This window comes from Limosilactobacillus kribbianus (assembly GCF_026413145.1).
Taxonomy (GTDB): Bacteria; Bacillota; Bacilli; order Lactobacillales; family Lactobacillaceae; genus Limosilactobacillus; species Limosilactobacillus kribbianus.
Window position 1 is genome coordinate 1 of record NZ_JAOVYZ010000042.1, and the last position, 16,876, is coordinate 16,876.

Below are 16,876 nucleotides of genomic sequence, written 5' to 3' on the forward strand. Positions count from 1 at the left end.
TTCAAATCAATTGGTATCTGAATTCCCGGCCACTTAAATGTCTTAACTGGCGCACACCAATCGAGATCTTCCTGCTTAATTTACGTCATTAAATTCGTTCAAGTTATTTCTTGCAATCTGCCTCATCAAAAAAGGATTGCGATTTCGCAATCCTTTTTTGATGACGTGGGAAATAACCGTGGGCCTAGTGTCTAGCGCAGCGAAGCAAGTTGGCTACGGACGAAAGCCGATGCCTTCAGCGTCGACTCCTACCCTAGTAACCTCTCGCCCCACTTCGATGGTTATTTTCCACTCACTTTTTTATTAATAACGGAGAATGAGAGATTCGAACCCTCGCGCCGCTTTCGCGACCTACACCCTTAGCAGGGGCGCCTCTTCAGCCACTTGAGTAATTCTCCAAAAACTTTGTGGGCAACTATGCACTCACTACCTAATAGTGTAACGCAATTATCATAAAAATACTAATGTTTTAGATTTGTATTGAAATAAAAAGAAAATGGGCAATTTTGATTGCGATTCATTGCAATAAAAACATGTTCCCAACCGGCGTGGAGGTTGAAACGAGGACCAATTTACGGTACAGTAGTGGAGTACGTGAAACAATAATTGTTTCACGAAAGGAGTTAAGATTAATGAATCCTGAACAATTTCAGCACCGACTGGCGGACCACGGGATTGAATTGACAGCTGCTCAAATGGAACAGTTTGCCACCTATTACCGGATGCTGGTCGAAAGCAATCAACACGTTAATCTCACGCGGATTACCGCCGAAAATGACGTTTATCTCAAGCATTTCTATGATTCCATCATTGGCGCCTTGGCTGAACCACGCTTGCAGACCGAATCGCTGACGCTGTGTGATATTGGCGCTGGTGCTGGTTTCCCATCACTGCCGTTAAAAATTGCCTTCCCGCAATTGAAGGTCACCATTGTTGACTCGCTAAATAAGCGGATTAATTTTTTGGACGACCTGGTCACGACGCTGGGACTGACCGATGTCCAATTGATTCACGATCGTGCCGAAACCTTCAGTGCCAAGAAGAGCCCGCATCGGGAGCAATTTGACCTGGTCACGGCCCGGGCCGTTGCCCGTTTGGCAGTCCTTAGTGAGCTTTGTCTGCCGGCAGTCAAGGTTGGTGGAGAATTCGTGGCCTACAAGGCACTGGCGGCACCAGAAGAACTGACCCAGGCCCAAGCGGCAATCAAAAAGCTTGGCGGTCAGGTGCGGCAGACGGTTAAATTAACACTACCGGAAATTGACGAGGAACGTAACGTCATCTTAATCGACAAGGTTGCGCCAACGCCGGGTAAATACCCGCGGCGTCCGGGTTCACCGAATAAAAAGCCAATTCAATAGGTGAGGGGGAGAAAACATGGCATTTTCGCTGTTTAACTTTGGTAAAAGCGACTCGAATAACGGAAAAAACAAAGTGGTTGATATTAAGCTGGACCAGATTGTGCCCAACCGTTACCAGCCACGGAAGGTCTTTGATCAGGAAGACCTGCAGGAGCTGGCCCACACGATCGAAGAGCACGGACTCCTGCAACCGATTGTCCTTCGTGAGTACGAACCGGCGAAGTACGAAATCATCGCAGGGGAGCGGCGCTATCGGGCAATGAAGCTCTTAAACTGGGATACTGCTCCGGCGATCATTAAGAAGATGACGGATGAAGAGTCCGCATCCTTAGCCCTGGTGGAAAACCTGCAGCGGGCCCAACTGAGTTCAGTTGAAGAGGCCCAGGCCTATCGCCAATTGATGGATCTCAATCACTTGACTCAGGCAGCCCTCGCCAAGGGGATGGGAAAGAGCCAATCCTTCGTGGCTAATAAACTGCGGCTCTTAAAGCTGATTACCCCGGTTCAGACCGCCATTTTGGATCACCGCATTTCTGAACGGCACGGGCGGGCCCTGCTGGACTTGGATGAGGATCAGCAACGGACGATGCTGATGCGGATTGTCAATGAGCGGCTGACCGTTCGGCAAACTGAGGACGAGGTTGCCAAGCTTTTGGGCCGGCCACTCCCATCCGTAGTTGCCAAGCAGAAGGCGGCAGCCCGGGAAGAAGCTCAGCAGCCGGCCGATCCGGCCCCAGCTAAACCAGTCCCGGCGCCTAAAAAAGCCAAGCCAACTAAAAAGGCAGCGCATAAGCGGACCAGCAAAAAGCCAGCGAAGACTAGTTCAAAGGCCAGCGACGGCCGAATTGCTTTGAACACGATCAAAAAATCCATCCAGATGGCGACCGAGAATGGTTTTAAGGTTACGACTCACGAGAGCAGCACTAAGGATAGCTACCGGATTACCATCGAGATTCCAAAGGAGCAGTAAGGAGGAATAGTATGGCTGCAGTAATTGCCTTAGCCAACCAAAAAGGTGGCGTCGGCAAGACCACCACGAGTATTAACCTGGGGGCGTGCCTGGCCGATTGCAAGCAGCGGGTCCTACTGATTGACTTGGATCCACAGGGGAACGCCACCAGCGGTTTAGGGATTGAAAAACGTGATATTGAAAAAAGTGTCTACGATGTGCTGATTAATGAGGTTCCGCTCAAGGAAGTCATTCAGCCGTCCAGTCATCCGGGGCTCGATATTGCACCGACCACGATTGCCCTCTCGGGGGCCGAGGTAGAATTGACCAACTTGATGGCTCGCGAAACGCGCCTGAAGGATTCCTTCGGCGATGTGCGCGACCAGTACGACTTTATTCTTATTGATTGCCCGCCATCGTTGGGGCTGCTGACGATCAACGCCTTTACGGCGGCCGATTCAATCCTGATCCCGGTTCAGAGTGAGTACTACGCACTGGAAGGCCTGAGCCAGCTGCAAAATACGATTAACCTGGTAAGAAAGCACTTCAATCCAAACATGAAGATTGAAGGGGTGCTGTTGACCATGTATGATAAACGGACCAACCTGGGCCAGCAGGTCAACGCCGAGGTCCGCAAGGCCTTTGGCGATTTGGTCTACCAAACGGTAATTCCGCGCAATGTCCGCCTATCTGAGGCGCCGAGTCACGGTCTAGCAATTGTTGATTACGACAAGCGATCGACCGGGGCCACCGTCTACCAAGAGTTAGCAAAGGAAGTGTTGGCAAAACATGGCAAAGCGTAAAACAAGTGCCCTCGGTCGGGGGATTGAGGCTCTTTTTGAAGAAAATTCCGTTGACGAATCCAATGCCAGCGAAAGCGTCCAGGACGTTTCCCTGAGTGCAATCCGGGCCAATCCCTACCAGCCCCGGCGGACCTTTGATCAAGCCGGCCTCCAGGAACTAGCGGATTCGATCAAGAAGTCGGGGGTTTTCCAGCCGATCATCCTACGCCAACCGGATCCCCAAGTTGATCGCTATGAGCTGGTGGCTGGTGAACGGCGCTTCCGGGCGTCCAAGCTAGCTAAGCAGAAAACGATCCCGGCAATTGTTCGGGTGATGAGCGATGAGCAGATGATGGAGATTGCCGTTTTGGAAAACCTTCAGCGCGAGGATCTGACACCGCTGGAAGAGGCCCAGGCCTACCAAACACTGATGACTAAGCTCTCCTTAACCCAGGCCCAGGTGGCCGCTAAGTTGGGGAAGAGCCGGCCCTACATCGCCAATTATTTACGGCTGCTGGGCTTGCCGGAGCCGATTAAGGAAGCCCTCAACGCCGGCGACCTCTCTATGGGCCAGGCCCGGACAATTCTGGGGCTCAAGGACAAGCGCCAGCTGACTAAGCTCGCCAAACGGGCCGTTGACCAAAATCTGACGGTTCGCCAGCTGGAAAAGCTGGTTGCCGAGATGAACGGGACGGCGGTGAAGAAGAGTCACCATAAGAATCAGCGCAAACCGGTTTATATCCGGGAGGCTGAGAACCAGTTGCAGAGCAAGTTTGGCACCAAGGTTGCCCTTGCCCAGAGCCGGAAAAAAGGGAGCGGCAAGATTGAGATCCCGTACTCATCTACGGAAGACTTGACGCGGATCCTTGAATTATTGAACATTTCATTGGACTAGGAGGAATTACTATGGCAACTTACGATAAAGGCGACATTGTAATGATGAAAAAGCCCCACCCGTGCGGCACCAACCGCTGGCAGATTACCCGGGTTGGTGCAGACATTAAAATCCAGTGCACGGGTTGTGGCCACCTGGTGATGATGACCCGCCAGAAGTTTGATAAGGGTCTCAAAAAGGTTTTGGAGCACGCGGATTCGGCGGATAAATAAATTTTGAATTAATGTCCACAAAACCGTTGAGATAGCTTAAAATAAAAATTATTGATTAATTAAAAAGGAAAGTGAATTATTCATGTCATTAACTGCAGGAATCGTCGGCTTGCCAAACGTCGGTAAGTCAACGCTGTTTAACGCCATTACCAAGGCGGGGGCCGAGATGGCCAACTACCCATTCGCAACCATTGACCCGAACGTGGGGATGGTGGAAGTGCCCGACTCCCGATTGGACCGGATTCAGGAGCTGATCCCCGCCAAGAAGATTGTGCCAACCACCTTTGAATTTACCGACATTGCCGGGATTGTTAAGGGTGCCAGCAAGGGTGAAGGGCTTGGTAACAAGTTCCTGGAAAACATTCGACAGACTGACGCAATCGTCCACGTGGTCCGGGCCTTTGATGACGACGACATCACCACGGTTTCCGGGAAGGTCGATCCGATTGAAGATATTGACACGATCAACCTAGAATTGATCATGGCTGACTTGGATGCCGTTAACAAGCGTCTGAGCAAGGTTCAACGAGCTGCTAAAGGTCGGGACAAGGACGCTCTGGCCGAACTGGCGGTCTTAAATAAGATCAAGCCGGTCTTAGAAGACGGGAAGAGCGTGCGGTCGATTGACTTTTCCGACGACGAGAAGAAGATCGTCAAGGGCCTCTTCCTGCTGACCAGCAAGCCGGTCCTCTATGTTGCTAATATTTCTGAAGACGACATGGCCGATCCCGACAACAGCAAGTACATGGCAGCCATCAAGGAACACGTCAAGGGTGATGGCGAGGTCATCGGGATTGCCGCCGCTGCCGAAGAACAGATCGCCGAGATGGACGATGCTGACAAGGCCGACTTCCTGGAAATGGAAGGGGTTAAGGAACCAGGCTTGAACCGTCTGATTCGGGCCGCTTACAAGTTGCTCGGCCTGGAAACCTTCTTTACGGCCGGTGGACCAGAAACCCGGGCCTGGACTTTCAAAAAGGGCACCAAGGCTCCACAGGCTGCCGGGATTATTCACTCCGACTTTGAACGGGGCTTCATCCGTGCTGAAGTGATGAGCTTCGACGACCTGGACAAGCTGGGCTCCGCGGCCGCCGTCAAGGAAGCCGGGAAGCTGCGCCTGGAAGGTAAGGATTACGTAATGCAGGACGGCGATATCGTCGAATTCCGCTTTAACGTCTGATTTTGAACGCGATTAAGGGAACGAGAGGAGTTTATTTGTGAGCGAAGAGAAAGCACGCAATGCTGCGGCCGGTCAACGGCAAAAGCAGCACGTTAAGGCTCAACGTCAGGCCCAGGGTAGCGTCTACAGCAAGTACAACCTGACGCGCAAGAACGAAGAATTTATGTACCAGCTGAACAAACAGTTGGATCGGATCGGGGTGGCTAGCGCCGACAAGCCGGCCATGCTGGAGGAAACCGCTCAGCAGTTGGCCGCGGGGCAAAAGCAGGGCAAGACTGCCAAGGCTCTCTTCGGCACCCCGACGGAACAGGCTAAGGAGTTGAAGAAACCTAAGAAGACCCCGGAACACGTGTCGAAGCAGTCTATCCGCTTGATGGCAATCGACAACATGCTGATTTTCCTGAGTATCTTCACCTTCATGTTCGGGTTAATGTATTGGATGACTCCGGCGGCAATGCATAGCCAACGGGCTGGTAGTAGTGGTATCACCGCCATCCTGCTGGTCGCTATTCTTGGGGGGCTCCTGTTTGTTTACGTGGCTCGCCAATTGCAGCCAACTAAGAACAAGAACGGCAAGTGGGTTCAGACCAAGCCAATGTGGTTCCGGGTGCTGACCGTTGCCTTTGGGCTGGTGGCTTGGCTGGCAGTCTACATGCTGGCTTCCCTGCTGCCAAACGCGGTTAACCCACGCCTGAATCAGTGGGCCTACCTGATCATCGCGGTGGTAACCTTTGTTGGTGATATTATTTACCGGCGGCGTTATCACATTACCGGTGGCTTCTACGGCAACCGGCGGAAGTAAAATTATTGAGGAACAGTTCATTGCAGAGCATGCAATGAACTGTTTTTTTGTCCGCCAAATTCGCTGATTCACAATTGCTTAAATTGCAACTATTAAAAAATTAGTTAAATTAATTAGCGAAAAGTAACCATTCTTAACAAATGTAAAAATATTCAAGAAAACTGTGGACAATTGTTCAAAGAATTGTTACACTGTAAACGTAATCAAATGAAAGCGTATTCAAAAAAGGAGACATCACGATGAAGTTAACACAAGCACAATTAGCTAAGTACATGGACCACACGATGCTGAAGCCAGAGGCCACCGCTGAAATGATCGACAAGACCGTTGCCGAGGCACGCAAGTACAACACCGCTTCCGTTTGCATCAACCCGTACTGGGTTAAGCGGGTTCACGAAGGCCTTGCCGGGACCGACATTAACACCTGCACCGTGATCGGCTTCCCTCTGGGGGCGACTTCCACGGCCAGCAAGGTCTTTGAGACCAAGCAGGCAATCGAAGACGGTGCCGACGAGATTGATATGGTCATCAACATCGGTGAACTGAAGGGCGGTCACGACCAGGCGGTTGAGGACGACATCCGGGCCGTTGCCGAGGCAACCCATGAAAAGGGCAAGCTCCTCAAGGTGATCATCGAGAACTGCCTGCTGACGGACGACGAGAAGAAGCGGGCCTGCGAATTAACCGTCAAAGGCGGTGCCGACTTCGTTAAGACTTCCACCGGCTTCTCCACTTCCGGTGCCAAGGTTGAAGACGTCAAATTAATGCGGGAAACCGTTGGCCCAGACTTCAAGATCAAGGCTGCCGGTGGGATCCACAGCCTGGCCGAAGCTTACGGCATGATCGAAGCTGGTGCTAACCGGCTCGGGGTCTCCGCTTCCGTTCAAATCCTTGAAGAAGCTGCCAAGCAGGACTAGTTCGCCACTAATTTTTAGCTAACAAGTATTCCAGATGGAGGGGTAAAAATGGCTTATAAACGTGTATTTGTAATTGTAATGGATTCCGTTGGGACAGGTGCCGCTGCCGACGCCGCCAAGTTCGATGATGTTGGTTCCGACACCCTGGGCCACGTTGGTGAATTCTACAAGGGCGATCTGAAATTACCAAACCTGGACAAGATGGGGATCAGTAACCTGCGTGATACCCCAATCGAAGGGGTCCCGCTGGCTGACCCGGCTATCGGTGACTACGGCAAGATGGAAGAAGTCTCCGCTGGTAAGGACAGCATGGACGGCCACTGGGAAATGATGGGCTTACCGGTAATGAAGCCGCTGTCGACTTTCCCGAACGGCTTCCCACAGGAAATCGTTGACAAGCTGGAGAAATTCTCCGGTCGCAAAGTGATCGTTAACAAGCCATACTCCGGAACCGAAGTCATTTACGACTATGGTGAGCGCCAGATGAAGACCGGCGAGCTGATCCTCTACACGTCCGGTGACTCCGTAATGCAAATTGCGGCTCACGAAGACGTAATTCCGGTCAAGGAACTCTACAAGATCTGTGAATATGCCCGGACCCTGGTCAACGGGCCTGAATACACGGTTGGCCGGATCATCGCTCGGCCATATGTTGGCCCTGACAAGGATCACTTTACCCGGACCGCCAACCGGCATGACTTCAGTCTGAAGCCAATCGGCACGACCGACATGGATCGGCTGCGTGAGGCCGGCTACGAAGTGATCGGTGTCGGCAAGATCAACGACATCTTCTCCGGTCAGGGAATTGATCGCGGCTACCACAATGAAAGCAACATGGACGGAATGGACCACGTGGACGAAGTGATGAAGCAGGACTTCACCGGCTTCTGCTTCACCAACCTGGTCGACTTTGACGCTATGTACGGTCACCGCCGGAATCCAAAGGGCTTCGGTCAGGCCCTGATGGACTTTGACCGGCGCCTGGGCACCGTCTTAGACGAGATGAAGCCAGACGACCTGCTGATGATCACCGCTGACCACGGGAACGACCCTGGTTTCCGCGGCACCGACCACACCCGGGAAAATGTTCCACTGCTGGTTTACTCACCATCAATGAAGAAGTCCAACCAGTCATTGGGACTGCGGAAGACCTTCTCCGACCTCGGCGCCACGATTCTGGAAAACTTCAACGTGGACTCCGTTCGGGGAACCAGCTTCTACAAGGAAATCAGCAACGACTAAGACGAATTAGAGAGGAGCAGTTGCAATGCGAATGGTCGACATCATCGACGCCAAGCGGAACGGTAAGACGCTGACGGACGAGCAACTCCAATTCTTTATCGACGGGGTAGTAAACGGGACGATCCCTGATTACCAAACCAGTGCCCTCTTGATGGCCATCTACTTCCAGGGGATGACCAGCGAAGAGCAGACCAGCCTGACGATGAAGATGATGCATTCCGGCGAACGGCTGGACCTGAGCAAAATCCCTGGAATTAAGGTTGACAAGCACTCGACTGGGGGTGTCGGGGACAAGGTCAGCCTGCCACTGGCGGCCATGGTTGCGGCTACCGGCATTCCGGTCCCGATGATCTCGGGTCGGGGCCTCGGCCATACCGGCGGCACCCTGGACAAGCTGGAGGCCATTCCGGGCTTCAAGGTGGAACTGTCCGAGGAAGACTTCATCGCCCAGGTGGCCAAGGAAGGCCTGGCAATTGTAGGGGCCACCGGGGAAGTGGCCCCGGCCGACAAGAAGATTTATGGCCTGCGGGACGTCACCGACACGGTAGACTCGATTCCGCTGATCGCCAGCTCGATCATGAGCAAGAAGATTGCCTCGGGGACCGACGCCCTGGTGATTGATGTCAAGACCGGGGCCGGGGCCTTCATGAAGACCCTCGACCAGTCCCGGGCGCTGGCGCACGCTTTGGTCGACATCGGCAAACAGGCCGGGCTGCAGTGCATGGCGGTGATTTCCGACATGAACCAGCCGCTGGGCAACAAGATCGGTAACTCCCTTGAAATCGAGGAATCGATCGATGTCCTCAAGGGGAAGGGACCGGCCGACCTGACTGAACTGGTCTTAACGCTGGGCAGCTACATGGTCGTTATGGGTGGCAAGGCTGTTTCACCTGAAAAAGCCCGTCAGCTGCTGGAACAGACGATCACCGACGGCAGTGCTTACAACCGCTTCAAGGCGATGGTAATTGCCCAGGGCGGCGATCCGCGGGTCATGGATGATTACACGGTGATGCCGCAAGCCAAGTACAAGCTGCCGTACCGGGCCAAGCAGGATGGTGTCCTGACCAAGCTGACCGCTGACGAAATTGGGACCGCCAGTATGTTGCTTGGCGGTGGTCGGCAAAAGGCCGACGATCAGCTGGACTACAGCGTGGGGATCGAACTCCACCACAAGCTGGGGGACCGGGTCGCGGCCGGTGACGAGCTGCTGACCATTTACAGCAACCGCGAAGATGTTTCAGATGTAGAAAAGCTCTTAGACGAAAGCATTGAAATCGGTGCGCAGGGTGAAAAGCCAACGCTGATTCATGAAATTATTGAATAATTTGAGGAGGAACAGATTATGAGTACACACATTGGCGCCAAGATGGGCGATTACGCAGATGTTGTTTTACTGCCAGGGGACCCGCTGCGGGCAAAGTACATTGCCGAAAACTTCCTGGAGAACGTTAAGCAGGTTAACTCCGTGCGGAACGCCTTTGGTTACACCGGTGAATACAAGGGGCACCGGGTATCCGTTCAGGGCTCTGGAATGGGGATCCCATCGATGTCCATTTACATCAACGAACTGGTGAAGTTCTTCGGTGTTAAGACAATCATCCGGGTGGGCTCCTGTGGGGGAATCGCTCCAGATGTTCACCTGCGTGACGTTATCCTGGCCCAGGGCTCCTCAACGGACTCAGCCGTAACGATGAATACCTTCGGCGCCGGCTTCCACTACGCACCGCTGGCCGACTTCAAGCTGCTGGATACGGCCTACCACGTTGCGGAAAAGCTCGGCATCGACACCAAGGTGGGGGACATCTTCGCCGCCGACCGTTTCTACAACGACGAGCTGGACATGAAGAAGCTGCGTGACTACGGCATCCTCGGTACCGAAATGGAATCCGCTGGTCTGTACCTGCTGGGGGCTAAACTTCATTTCCGCGCCCTGTCCGTGCTGACCGTCAGTGACCTGATTTTCGGTGAAGAAAAGACCACCGCTGAGGAGCGTGAACGGACCTTCAACGATATGATTAACATCTCGCTGGAGACCGCGATTGCCGGAAAGTAACAGTTGAATATTGATTCCTCGTTCGCTATATTGAATGGGGAAAGTGAACAAGGGCCTGCTGTTTTGCTTTACAGCTCCCTTGTTTTTATTTAGGAGGGAATAGAAAATGGATGGTGAGGATAAAAAAATTGCCCTGGCGCTGAAGGTCGCCACGCTTTATTACCGGGACGGCTTTAATCAGCAGGACATCGCGGCAGAACTCAATATTTCCCGGGCGACGGTTTCCCGCCTGCTCCAATACGGTCGGGATCAGGGCCTGGTGACTTTCAAAATTCATAACCCCCTGGCCCCCCTTCACCAGCTGGAAACGGGCCTGCTTGAAAAGTACCCGAGCCTTAAAAAGGCCATCATTGTGCCGGGCAAGGACAACCCACTGGAGGAAGTTGGGATTGCCGGGGCCCACTACCTCGAGCAGATCGTCAAGCACAACGATATTCTCGGCCTTGGCTGGGGGAAGACGGTCTACCAGGTGGCACTCCACATCGATGCCAAGGACGTCTCTGGGGTCAAGGTGGTTCAAATGAAGGGCAGCATGGCTAATACGGAGACTCGTAACTACGCTTTCGAAACGGTTAACGCCTTCGCCAGTGCTTTCCACACCCTTCCGCAATACCTGCCCGTCCCGGTCATCTTCGACCACGCCAAGACTAAGGAGCTGGTAGCCAACGACACCCACATCAAGTACATCCTGAAGTTAGGGCAAGAGGCCGACATTGCCATGTTCACGGTGGGAACCGTTCGGGATTCAGCCCTACTCTTTCGGATGGGCTACTTTACCGCCGCCGAGCAAAAAGCCCTGCAGCAGGAAGCCGTCGGGGACATCTTCTCCCGCTTTATCGATGCCAAGGGCCACATTGTCAATCACGACATCAATGAGCGGACTATTGGCATTCGCCTGGACGAACTGAAAAAGAAGAAACACAGCATCCTGGTAGCAGCCAACGTGGCTAAAGTACCGGCGATTCACGGTTCGCTGGTGGCCGGATACGCCAACACCCTGGTGATTGACCAAGAAAGTGCGAACAATTTATTAGAGTATTCTAATTAATTTTCGGCATTTTAGTCTTGACCTCGGGCGCGATTCCTAGTAAAGTTGACCTAATCAAAATTAAGGAGCGTGTTTGAGCGATGTCAAATTGGGACACAAAGTTTGCCAAGAAGGGCTTAACTTTTGATGATGTATTGCTGATTCCGGCGGAGAGCCACGTATTACCAAACCAAGTCGACCTGAGTACAACTCTGGCCGACAACCTGCACCTGAAGATTCCGATCATTTCTGCGGGGATGGATACCGTTACTGAAGGATCAATGGCGATTGCCATGGCCCTCCAGGGTGGACTCGGGGTTGTCCACAAGAACATGTCCATTCAGGCCCAGGCTGGTGAAGTGGCCAACGTCAAGAGCGTCACGGTTCCTGCTACTGCTACTAAGGCAGCAGTTGACGACCAGAACCGTCTGCTCTGTGCCGCTGCCGTTGGTGTAACCAGCGATACCTTTGAACGGGCTCAAGCATTATTGGATGCCGGCGCCGACGCCATCGTGATTGACACGGCCCATGGTCACTCAGCCGGTGTGCTGCGCAAGATCAAGGAATTCCGTGACCACTTCCCAGACCAGACGCTGATCGCCGGAAACGTTGCCACTGGTGCTGCCACCAAGGCCCTCTTTGATGCCGGAGTTGACGTTGTGAAGGTCGGCATCGGCCCTGGTTCGATCTGTACTACCCGGGTGGTTGCCGGGGTTGGTGTTCCACAGATCACCGCAATTTACGATGCCGCTGAAGTTGCACGCGAATACCACAAGCCGATCATTGCTGACGGTGGGATCAAGTACTCTGGGGACGTTGTGAAGGCTCTGGCCGCCGGTGGTAACGCCGTCATGCTCGGTGGGATGCTTTCCGGGACGACCGAAGCACCTGGCGAAATCTTTGAAGACAATGGCAAGAAGTTCAAGGCCTACCGGGGGATGGGTTCCGTTGGTGCCATGGCTCAGGCCCACGGTTCCTCCGATCGTTACTTCCAGGGTGGTGTCAACGAAGCCAACAAGCTGGTTCCAGAAGGGATTGAAGCTCGGGTTGCCTACAAGGGTGACGTTGCCGATGTCCTCTTCCAAATCGACGGTGGCCTGCGCTCCGGAATGGGCTACTGTGGTGCCCCAGACATCCCAAGCCTGATCGAAAATGCCCAATTCGTTCAAATTACGAACGCTGGTCTGCGTGAATCACACCCGCACGATGTGCAGATTACGAAGGCTGCTCCAAACTACAAATAATTTCATAGCGCGATTATAATCAAAAAGCTGACCATCTGATATTTGGTCAGCTTTTTTGTTCTCTGCGTCTAAGAAGCTGGTACAATGAGAAAAGGGAAACTTTATTAAAGAAATTGTAACTGTGGATTATGTGAAAAAGGGGTATTGCGCAATGAATGGTTATCAGGCAATTTTATTAAGCGTATTGGTACTAAGTGTCTTAGTATTTCTGATCCAATGGGTGCGGCAATCGCGGCATATTTTCCACGGCGGACGCCGACACCTGACTTTGGACAATATTTTTGTTAACTGGGGAGTATTGATTATTGCTATTTTAGCCGGGATCGGCCTTTCAACCTCTGGCTTTCATGCTCAGGCCGAAGCTGAACCACATCAGACGACGGTAAAGTCATCATCTTCCTCGTCGTCTTCAGCACCAAAAAAGACCAGTAGTTCAACGAGCCACCAAGATGTCCGCAAGGCCGAACAGGTTTCGGCGGACCAGTCGGCGCCGATCAGCCGCACGGTAAAGTTAAATAATAACCAGGCAGCGGTCAACTTTAATGTTCCTGCGCAGACCCAGTTTCAAATCGTGGACGCCGGGAGCGGCAATGTTTTGCATACCTTTGTACCGCAATCAGCTGCGACAACGGTGAGCTACACCTTCACGAAGGCGGGGAACTACTACCTGCTGGTAACGAAGGGAGACAAGTCAAAGACGGTCACGCTGACGGTCAACTAATTCGGAAATTAAATCTTTATTAAAAGTTGTGCCCAAAGGACGGCCCGAACGACCGGGTTCGTTATAATGTGCAAAGAAGAGATCGATATAAAGGAGCAAGGGGTATGAAGATTTTAGTTGTTGACGATGACAAGGAAATCGTTCAATTGTTGGAAATTTACATTCGAAACGAAGGGTATGAGCCGGTTGCGGCCTACAACGGCAAGGAGGCCCTCACTAAACTGAATACTAATCCCGATATCGCCTTAATCATCCTAGACTTGATGATGCCCGAGATGGACGGGATGGAAGTCATCAAACAGGTGCGCAAGGACTCCGATATTCCGATCCTCGTCCTGTCCGCCAAGACCGCGGACATGGACAAGATCCAGGGACTGATCACCGGGGCCGACGATTACGTTACCAAACCCTTCAACCCGCTGGAGGTCATGGCCCGGGTCAAGTCCCTCTTACGGCGCAGCCAGGGTGAAGTCACCAATGATCAGCCTGATGTCCTCAATGTTGGGCCACTGATCATCAACAAGGATTCCCACGAGGTCAAGACCATTCAGGGCGATAAGATTCAATTGACTGCCCTGGAATTCGGGATCCTCTACCTACTGGCCAGCCACCCAAATCGGGTCTTCTCTGCGGATGATATTTTTGAGCGGGTTTGGCAACAGGAGAGTGTCGTTTCGGCCAAGACGGTGATGGTCCACGTCAGCCACTTGCGGGACAAGATTGAAGAGGCCACTAATGGTGAAAAGGTCATTCAGACCGTCTGGGGTGTTGGCTATAAGATTGAAAATCACTAAATGAGATGGGAGGATCGCGTGTGAAGCTAACTGGCCGTGAAAAAAGTTCATTAATTTTTGAAGGGGTCCTTACCGTCATCCTGCTGGTCCTGTTGAATATTGCCATCTTAGACATCATCCAGGACGTCATCCAGTCCAATCCAGGGGTTAATACCGGAATCTTTATGATCAAACAGTCGATGCGGATTGGCCCGATGCAGGCGCAGATCTGGAGCTATCAGCGCATCTTGATCGCCATCTTTGTCATGATTGATGTCTGGGTTGTTTGGTGGCGGCTCAGGCGGCGATACCATCTTTATCAGATGGATCACATCATTGGGGAGCTCCACTATATTGCGCAGGGACACCTTGACCACCGGATTCCGTTCCGCCTTAAGGGCAGCCAGCAGCACGTGATCACCAGTGTCAATGCCCTGGTGGACAGCGTGGTTCAGTCGATGAATGATGAACGCAAGATTGAAAAGTCCAAGGATGAGTTGATCACTAATGTTAGCCATGATCTCCGCACTCCGCTAACCAGTATTATCGGCTACCTCGGGTTGATTGAGGACAAGCAGTATCGTAGCGAGGAGGACATCCTCAAGTACACCCACATCGCCTACGAGAAGGCTAAGCAGATGAAGAACCTGGTGGAGGATCTCTTCGAATACACCAAGGTTCAGCAACATGGGGCGCCGGTCAACATCATGCGGGTCGACCTCAACCAGCTGCTGGAACAGTTAACCGCCAGCTTTGCCCTGGAGGCCGAAAAACGGGGAATTGAGATTTCCTTAAAGGTTGTGCCGAATCCACTGCTGATCGAGGCCGATCCAGAAAAGCTGGGGCGGGTCTTTAGCAACCTGGTTACCAATGCCTTTAAATACGGCAATGGAGCCAGTTACGTTCGAATCGATGCCCACCAGGAAAATACGAATGTCGTCGTTACGGTGGCCAATGATGGGACACCGATTCCAGAAAAATCACTCAATCACCTCTTTGAACGTTTCTACCGGGCAGAAGCCTCCCGTTCCCGGGCAACCGGGGGCACGGGTCTGGGCCTGGCGATTGTTAAGAGCATTGTCGATCTCCACCATGGCAAGGTCAGTGTCACCTCGGACGAAAGTGAGACGGCCTTTCGGGTGACCCTGCCGCTGAAGCAGGGTAATCAGGTGGCCAAATAATCAAAGAATGGCGGATTTCAAACGAAATTCGCCATTCTTTTTTGCTCTGCTATATTCAACAAATTTAGAGTGTGTTAAACTGTAAGGGCATTGTGTCACCTTAAAATTTGAATAAGATGATAATAATTGGAGGAAATTCTGTGGCTAAAGCGCAAATAAATCCAGAAAAAGCACGATGGCTTGAAGTCTTGGGCATTGCCATGCCGCTCTGCCTTAGCTATATTCCAATCGGATTGGCTTGTGGAATTTTATTACACGCAGCGGGCTTTAATTTTATAATGATCCTTGTGGTGTCAATCGTGGTTTTCTCTGGCGGGGCCCAGTTTATTTTAGCCTCGTTATTGACCATTCACGCACCCTTGTCATCAATTTTTATGACCCTGTTCTTCCTGGAACTGCGGTACGCACTTCTGGGCTCGAGTCTTTCAAAGTATATCAAAAATGAATCTCAGCACTTCATCTGGCTCTTTGCCGTTTCGATGAACGACGAAAACTATGCGGTCAACTACCTCAAGTTTGCGACCGATAAGAAATGGTCGCCCCAGGATGGATTGTTGGTGGAGCACTATTCACTAATTTCGTGGTCAGTGGCCAACATGGTCGGTGGCCTGATCGGCAGTGCGGTTTCAATCGACTTGGAAGTCGTGGACTTTGCCCTGACGGCGCTTTTCTTATACATGATTGTCATGCAAGTGCAAAGTCACCTGACCCTGCTGATCTGCCTATTGTCGGCGGTCTTGGCAGTCTGCTTCTTGGTCCTGACCAAGAACACGTTGGGGATTGTGATTGCGACCCTGATCGCCTCCTTTATTGGTTTCATGATCGAAAACGCGGTTCGCAAGCATAGCAAGAATCCAGAGGAGAATTGGTTCTTGACCAAGGTCTTCCGGCCGATTGCGACCCGGACAACGATTGAGGACCAAAAAGAAAAGAAGAAACTCAAAGAAGCTGAGGAAGAGTTGGTTGCCGAAAAGAGCAGTAACCCACCGAAGCGGGATAATTAGTGGAGACTAGCTTATGGCACATCTATTTAGTAATTTACCCTTATTGATTTCTGACACGGGCAACAATAAGATCTTGTACCACATTATCGTGATTATCTTTGCGGGCTTTGCGGCCTTTATTCCGCGTTACTTCCCAATTCTTTTCTTCTCTACCCGGAAGATTCCGGAATGGTTCAACGAGTGGATGAAGTACGTCCCGGTCAGCCTGTTTACCGCCCTGGTGGTTAAAAACATGTTTGTCACCACCGCCGGCTACCATTTCGTTCCGTTCGGCCACGTCGATCAGATCATCGCGGCCCTGATCGTGATGGTGATTGCCTACTTCACCCGGTCGATGTCGATCTCCGTAGTGACGGGGCTGATCGCCGTTTGGCTCTTAAGTTTAGTTCTCTAATCAAAAGCACTCCAGCAGTCAATGTCATTAAGTTAAGCTATTGACATTTGGGATACCAAAAGAGTGAGCCTTTATTTACACAATTTGTGTGAATGAAGGCTCACTCTTTGCTTTAAACAGCGTTGCTTTTTAAAATTAAATA

At 52.0% G+C, this 16,876-nt stretch carries 18 protein-coding genes and 1 tRNA gene; 18 read left to right on the forward strand and 1 reads right to left on the reverse strand.

Annotated features, from left to right (window positions below):
* Window positions 1-310: 310 nt before the first annotated feature.
* A tRNA-Ser gene (locus OCT58_RS08055) sits at window positions 311-398 on the reverse strand.
* 234 nt (window positions 399-632) lie between these two features.
* On the opposite strand from OCT58_RS08055, the gene rsmG reads away from it, so the two are divergent.
* The 18 genes from rsmG (at window position 633) to OCT58_RS08145 (ending at window position 16,734) form a co-directional block, all read left to right on the forward strand.
* Window positions 633-1,358: a 16S rRNA (guanine(527)-N(7))-methyltransferase RsmG gene (gene rsmG, locus OCT58_RS08060; protein ID WP_267202359.1), complete on the forward strand. Its 726-nt coding sequence runs from the start codon at window positions 633-635 to the stop codon at window positions 1,356-1,358.
* A 16-nt stretch (window positions 1,359-1,374) separates the two neighbouring features.
* A complete protein-coding gene (locus OCT58_RS08065; protein ID WP_267202360.1) occupies window positions 1,375-2,328 on the forward strand; it encodes a nucleoid occlusion protein in 954 nt (317 codons plus the stop codon).
* Between the two features lie 11 nt (window positions 2,329-2,339).
* Window positions 2,340-3,110: a ParA family protein gene (locus tag OCT58_RS08070; RefSeq protein ID WP_267202361.1), complete on the forward strand. Its 771-nt coding sequence runs from the start codon at window positions 2,340-2,342 to the stop codon at window positions 3,108-3,110.
* Window positions 3,097-3,984 (forward strand): ParB/RepB/Spo0J family partition protein, encoded by an 888-nt coding sequence (locus tag OCT58_RS08075; protein WP_267202362.1) that lies wholly within the window; start codon window positions 3,097-3,099, stop codon window positions 3,982-3,984. Before OCT58_RS08070 ends, OCT58_RS08075 begins: the two co-directional genes overlap by 14 nt.
* A gap of 11 nt (window positions 3,985-3,995) precedes the next feature.
* Window positions 3,996-4,196 (forward strand): DUF951 domain-containing protein, encoded by a 201-nt coding sequence (locus OCT58_RS08080; RefSeq protein WP_267202363.1) that lies wholly within the window; start codon window positions 3,996-3,998, stop codon window positions 4,194-4,196.
* Window positions 4,197-4,278: 82 nt separating this feature from the next.
* Window positions 4,279-5,376: a redox-regulated ATPase YchF gene (gene ychF / locus OCT58_RS08085; protein ID WP_267202364.1), complete on the forward strand. Its 1,098-nt coding sequence runs from the start codon at window positions 4,279-4,281 to the stop codon at window positions 5,374-5,376.
* Between the two features lie 37 nt (window positions 5,377-5,413).
* Window positions 5,414-6,178: a DUF1129 domain-containing protein gene (locus OCT58_RS08090; protein ID WP_267202365.1), complete on the forward strand. Its 765-nt coding sequence runs from the start codon at window positions 5,414-5,416 to the stop codon at window positions 6,176-6,178.
* A gap of 239 nt (window positions 6,179-6,417) precedes the next feature.
* The gene (deoC, locus tag OCT58_RS08095; protein ID WP_267202366.1) at window positions 6,418-7,095 is read left to right on the forward strand and encodes a deoxyribose-phosphate aldolase; all 678 of its coding nucleotides are present in this window, start codon (window positions 6,418-6,420) and stop codon (window positions 7,093-7,095) included.
* A 48-nt stretch (window positions 7,096-7,143) separates the two neighbouring features.
* Window positions 7,144-8,337 (forward strand): phosphopentomutase, encoded by a 1,194-nt coding sequence (locus OCT58_RS08100; protein WP_267202367.1) that lies wholly within the window; start codon window positions 7,144-7,146, stop codon window positions 8,335-8,337.
* A 25-nt stretch (window positions 8,338-8,362) separates the two neighbouring features.
* On the forward strand, window positions 8,363-9,661 hold the full coding sequence (locus OCT58_RS08105; RefSeq protein ID WP_267202368.1) for a pyrimidine-nucleoside phosphorylase: 1,299 nt from the start codon (window positions 8,363-8,365) through the stop codon (window positions 9,659-9,661).
* Window positions 9,662-9,679: 18 nt separating this feature from the next.
* Entirely contained in the window at window positions 9,680-10,390 is a 711-nt protein-coding gene (gene deoD / locus OCT58_RS08110; RefSeq protein ID WP_267202369.1) for a purine-nucleoside phosphorylase, read from the forward strand.
* Between the two features lie 106 nt (window positions 10,391-10,496).
* Entirely contained in the window at window positions 10,497-11,438 is a 942-nt protein-coding gene (gene deoR / locus OCT58_RS08115) for a DNA-binding transcriptional repressor DeoR (protein ID WP_267202370.1), read from the forward strand.
* Window positions 11,439-11,518: 80 nt separating this feature from the next.
* Entirely contained in the window at window positions 11,519-12,661 is a 1,143-nt protein-coding gene (guaB, locus tag OCT58_RS08120; RefSeq protein ID WP_267202371.1) for an IMP dehydrogenase, read from the forward strand.
* 151 nt (window positions 12,662-12,812) lie between these two features.
* On the forward strand, window positions 12,813-13,382 hold the full coding sequence (locus tag OCT58_RS08125; RefSeq protein WP_267202372.1) for a hypothetical protein: 570 nt from the start codon (window positions 12,813-12,815) through the stop codon (window positions 13,380-13,382).
* A gap of 104 nt (window positions 13,383-13,486) precedes the next feature.
* On the forward strand, window positions 13,487-14,176 hold the full coding sequence (croR, locus tag OCT58_RS08130) for a response regulator transcription factor CroR (RefSeq protein WP_267202373.1): 690 nt from the start codon (window positions 13,487-13,489) through the stop codon (window positions 14,174-14,176).
* Window positions 14,177-14,196: 20 nt separating this feature from the next.
* Window positions 14,197-15,336, forward strand: coding sequence for a sensor histidine kinase (locus OCT58_RS08135; protein WP_267202374.1), 1,140 nt, complete (start codon window positions 14,197-14,199; stop codon window positions 15,334-15,336).
* Between the two features lie 140 nt (window positions 15,337-15,476).
* The gene (locus OCT58_RS08140; RefSeq protein WP_267202375.1) at window positions 15,477-16,340 is read left to right on the forward strand and encodes an AzlC family ABC transporter permease; all 864 of its coding nucleotides are present in this window, start codon (window positions 15,477-15,479) and stop codon (window positions 16,338-16,340) included.
* 13 nt (window positions 16,341-16,353) lie between these two features.
* On the forward strand, window positions 16,354-16,734 hold the full coding sequence (locus OCT58_RS08145; RefSeq protein WP_267202376.1) for an AzlD domain-containing protein: 381 nt from the start codon (window positions 16,354-16,356) through the stop codon (window positions 16,732-16,734).
* Window positions 16,735-16,876: the final 142 nt, after the last annotated feature.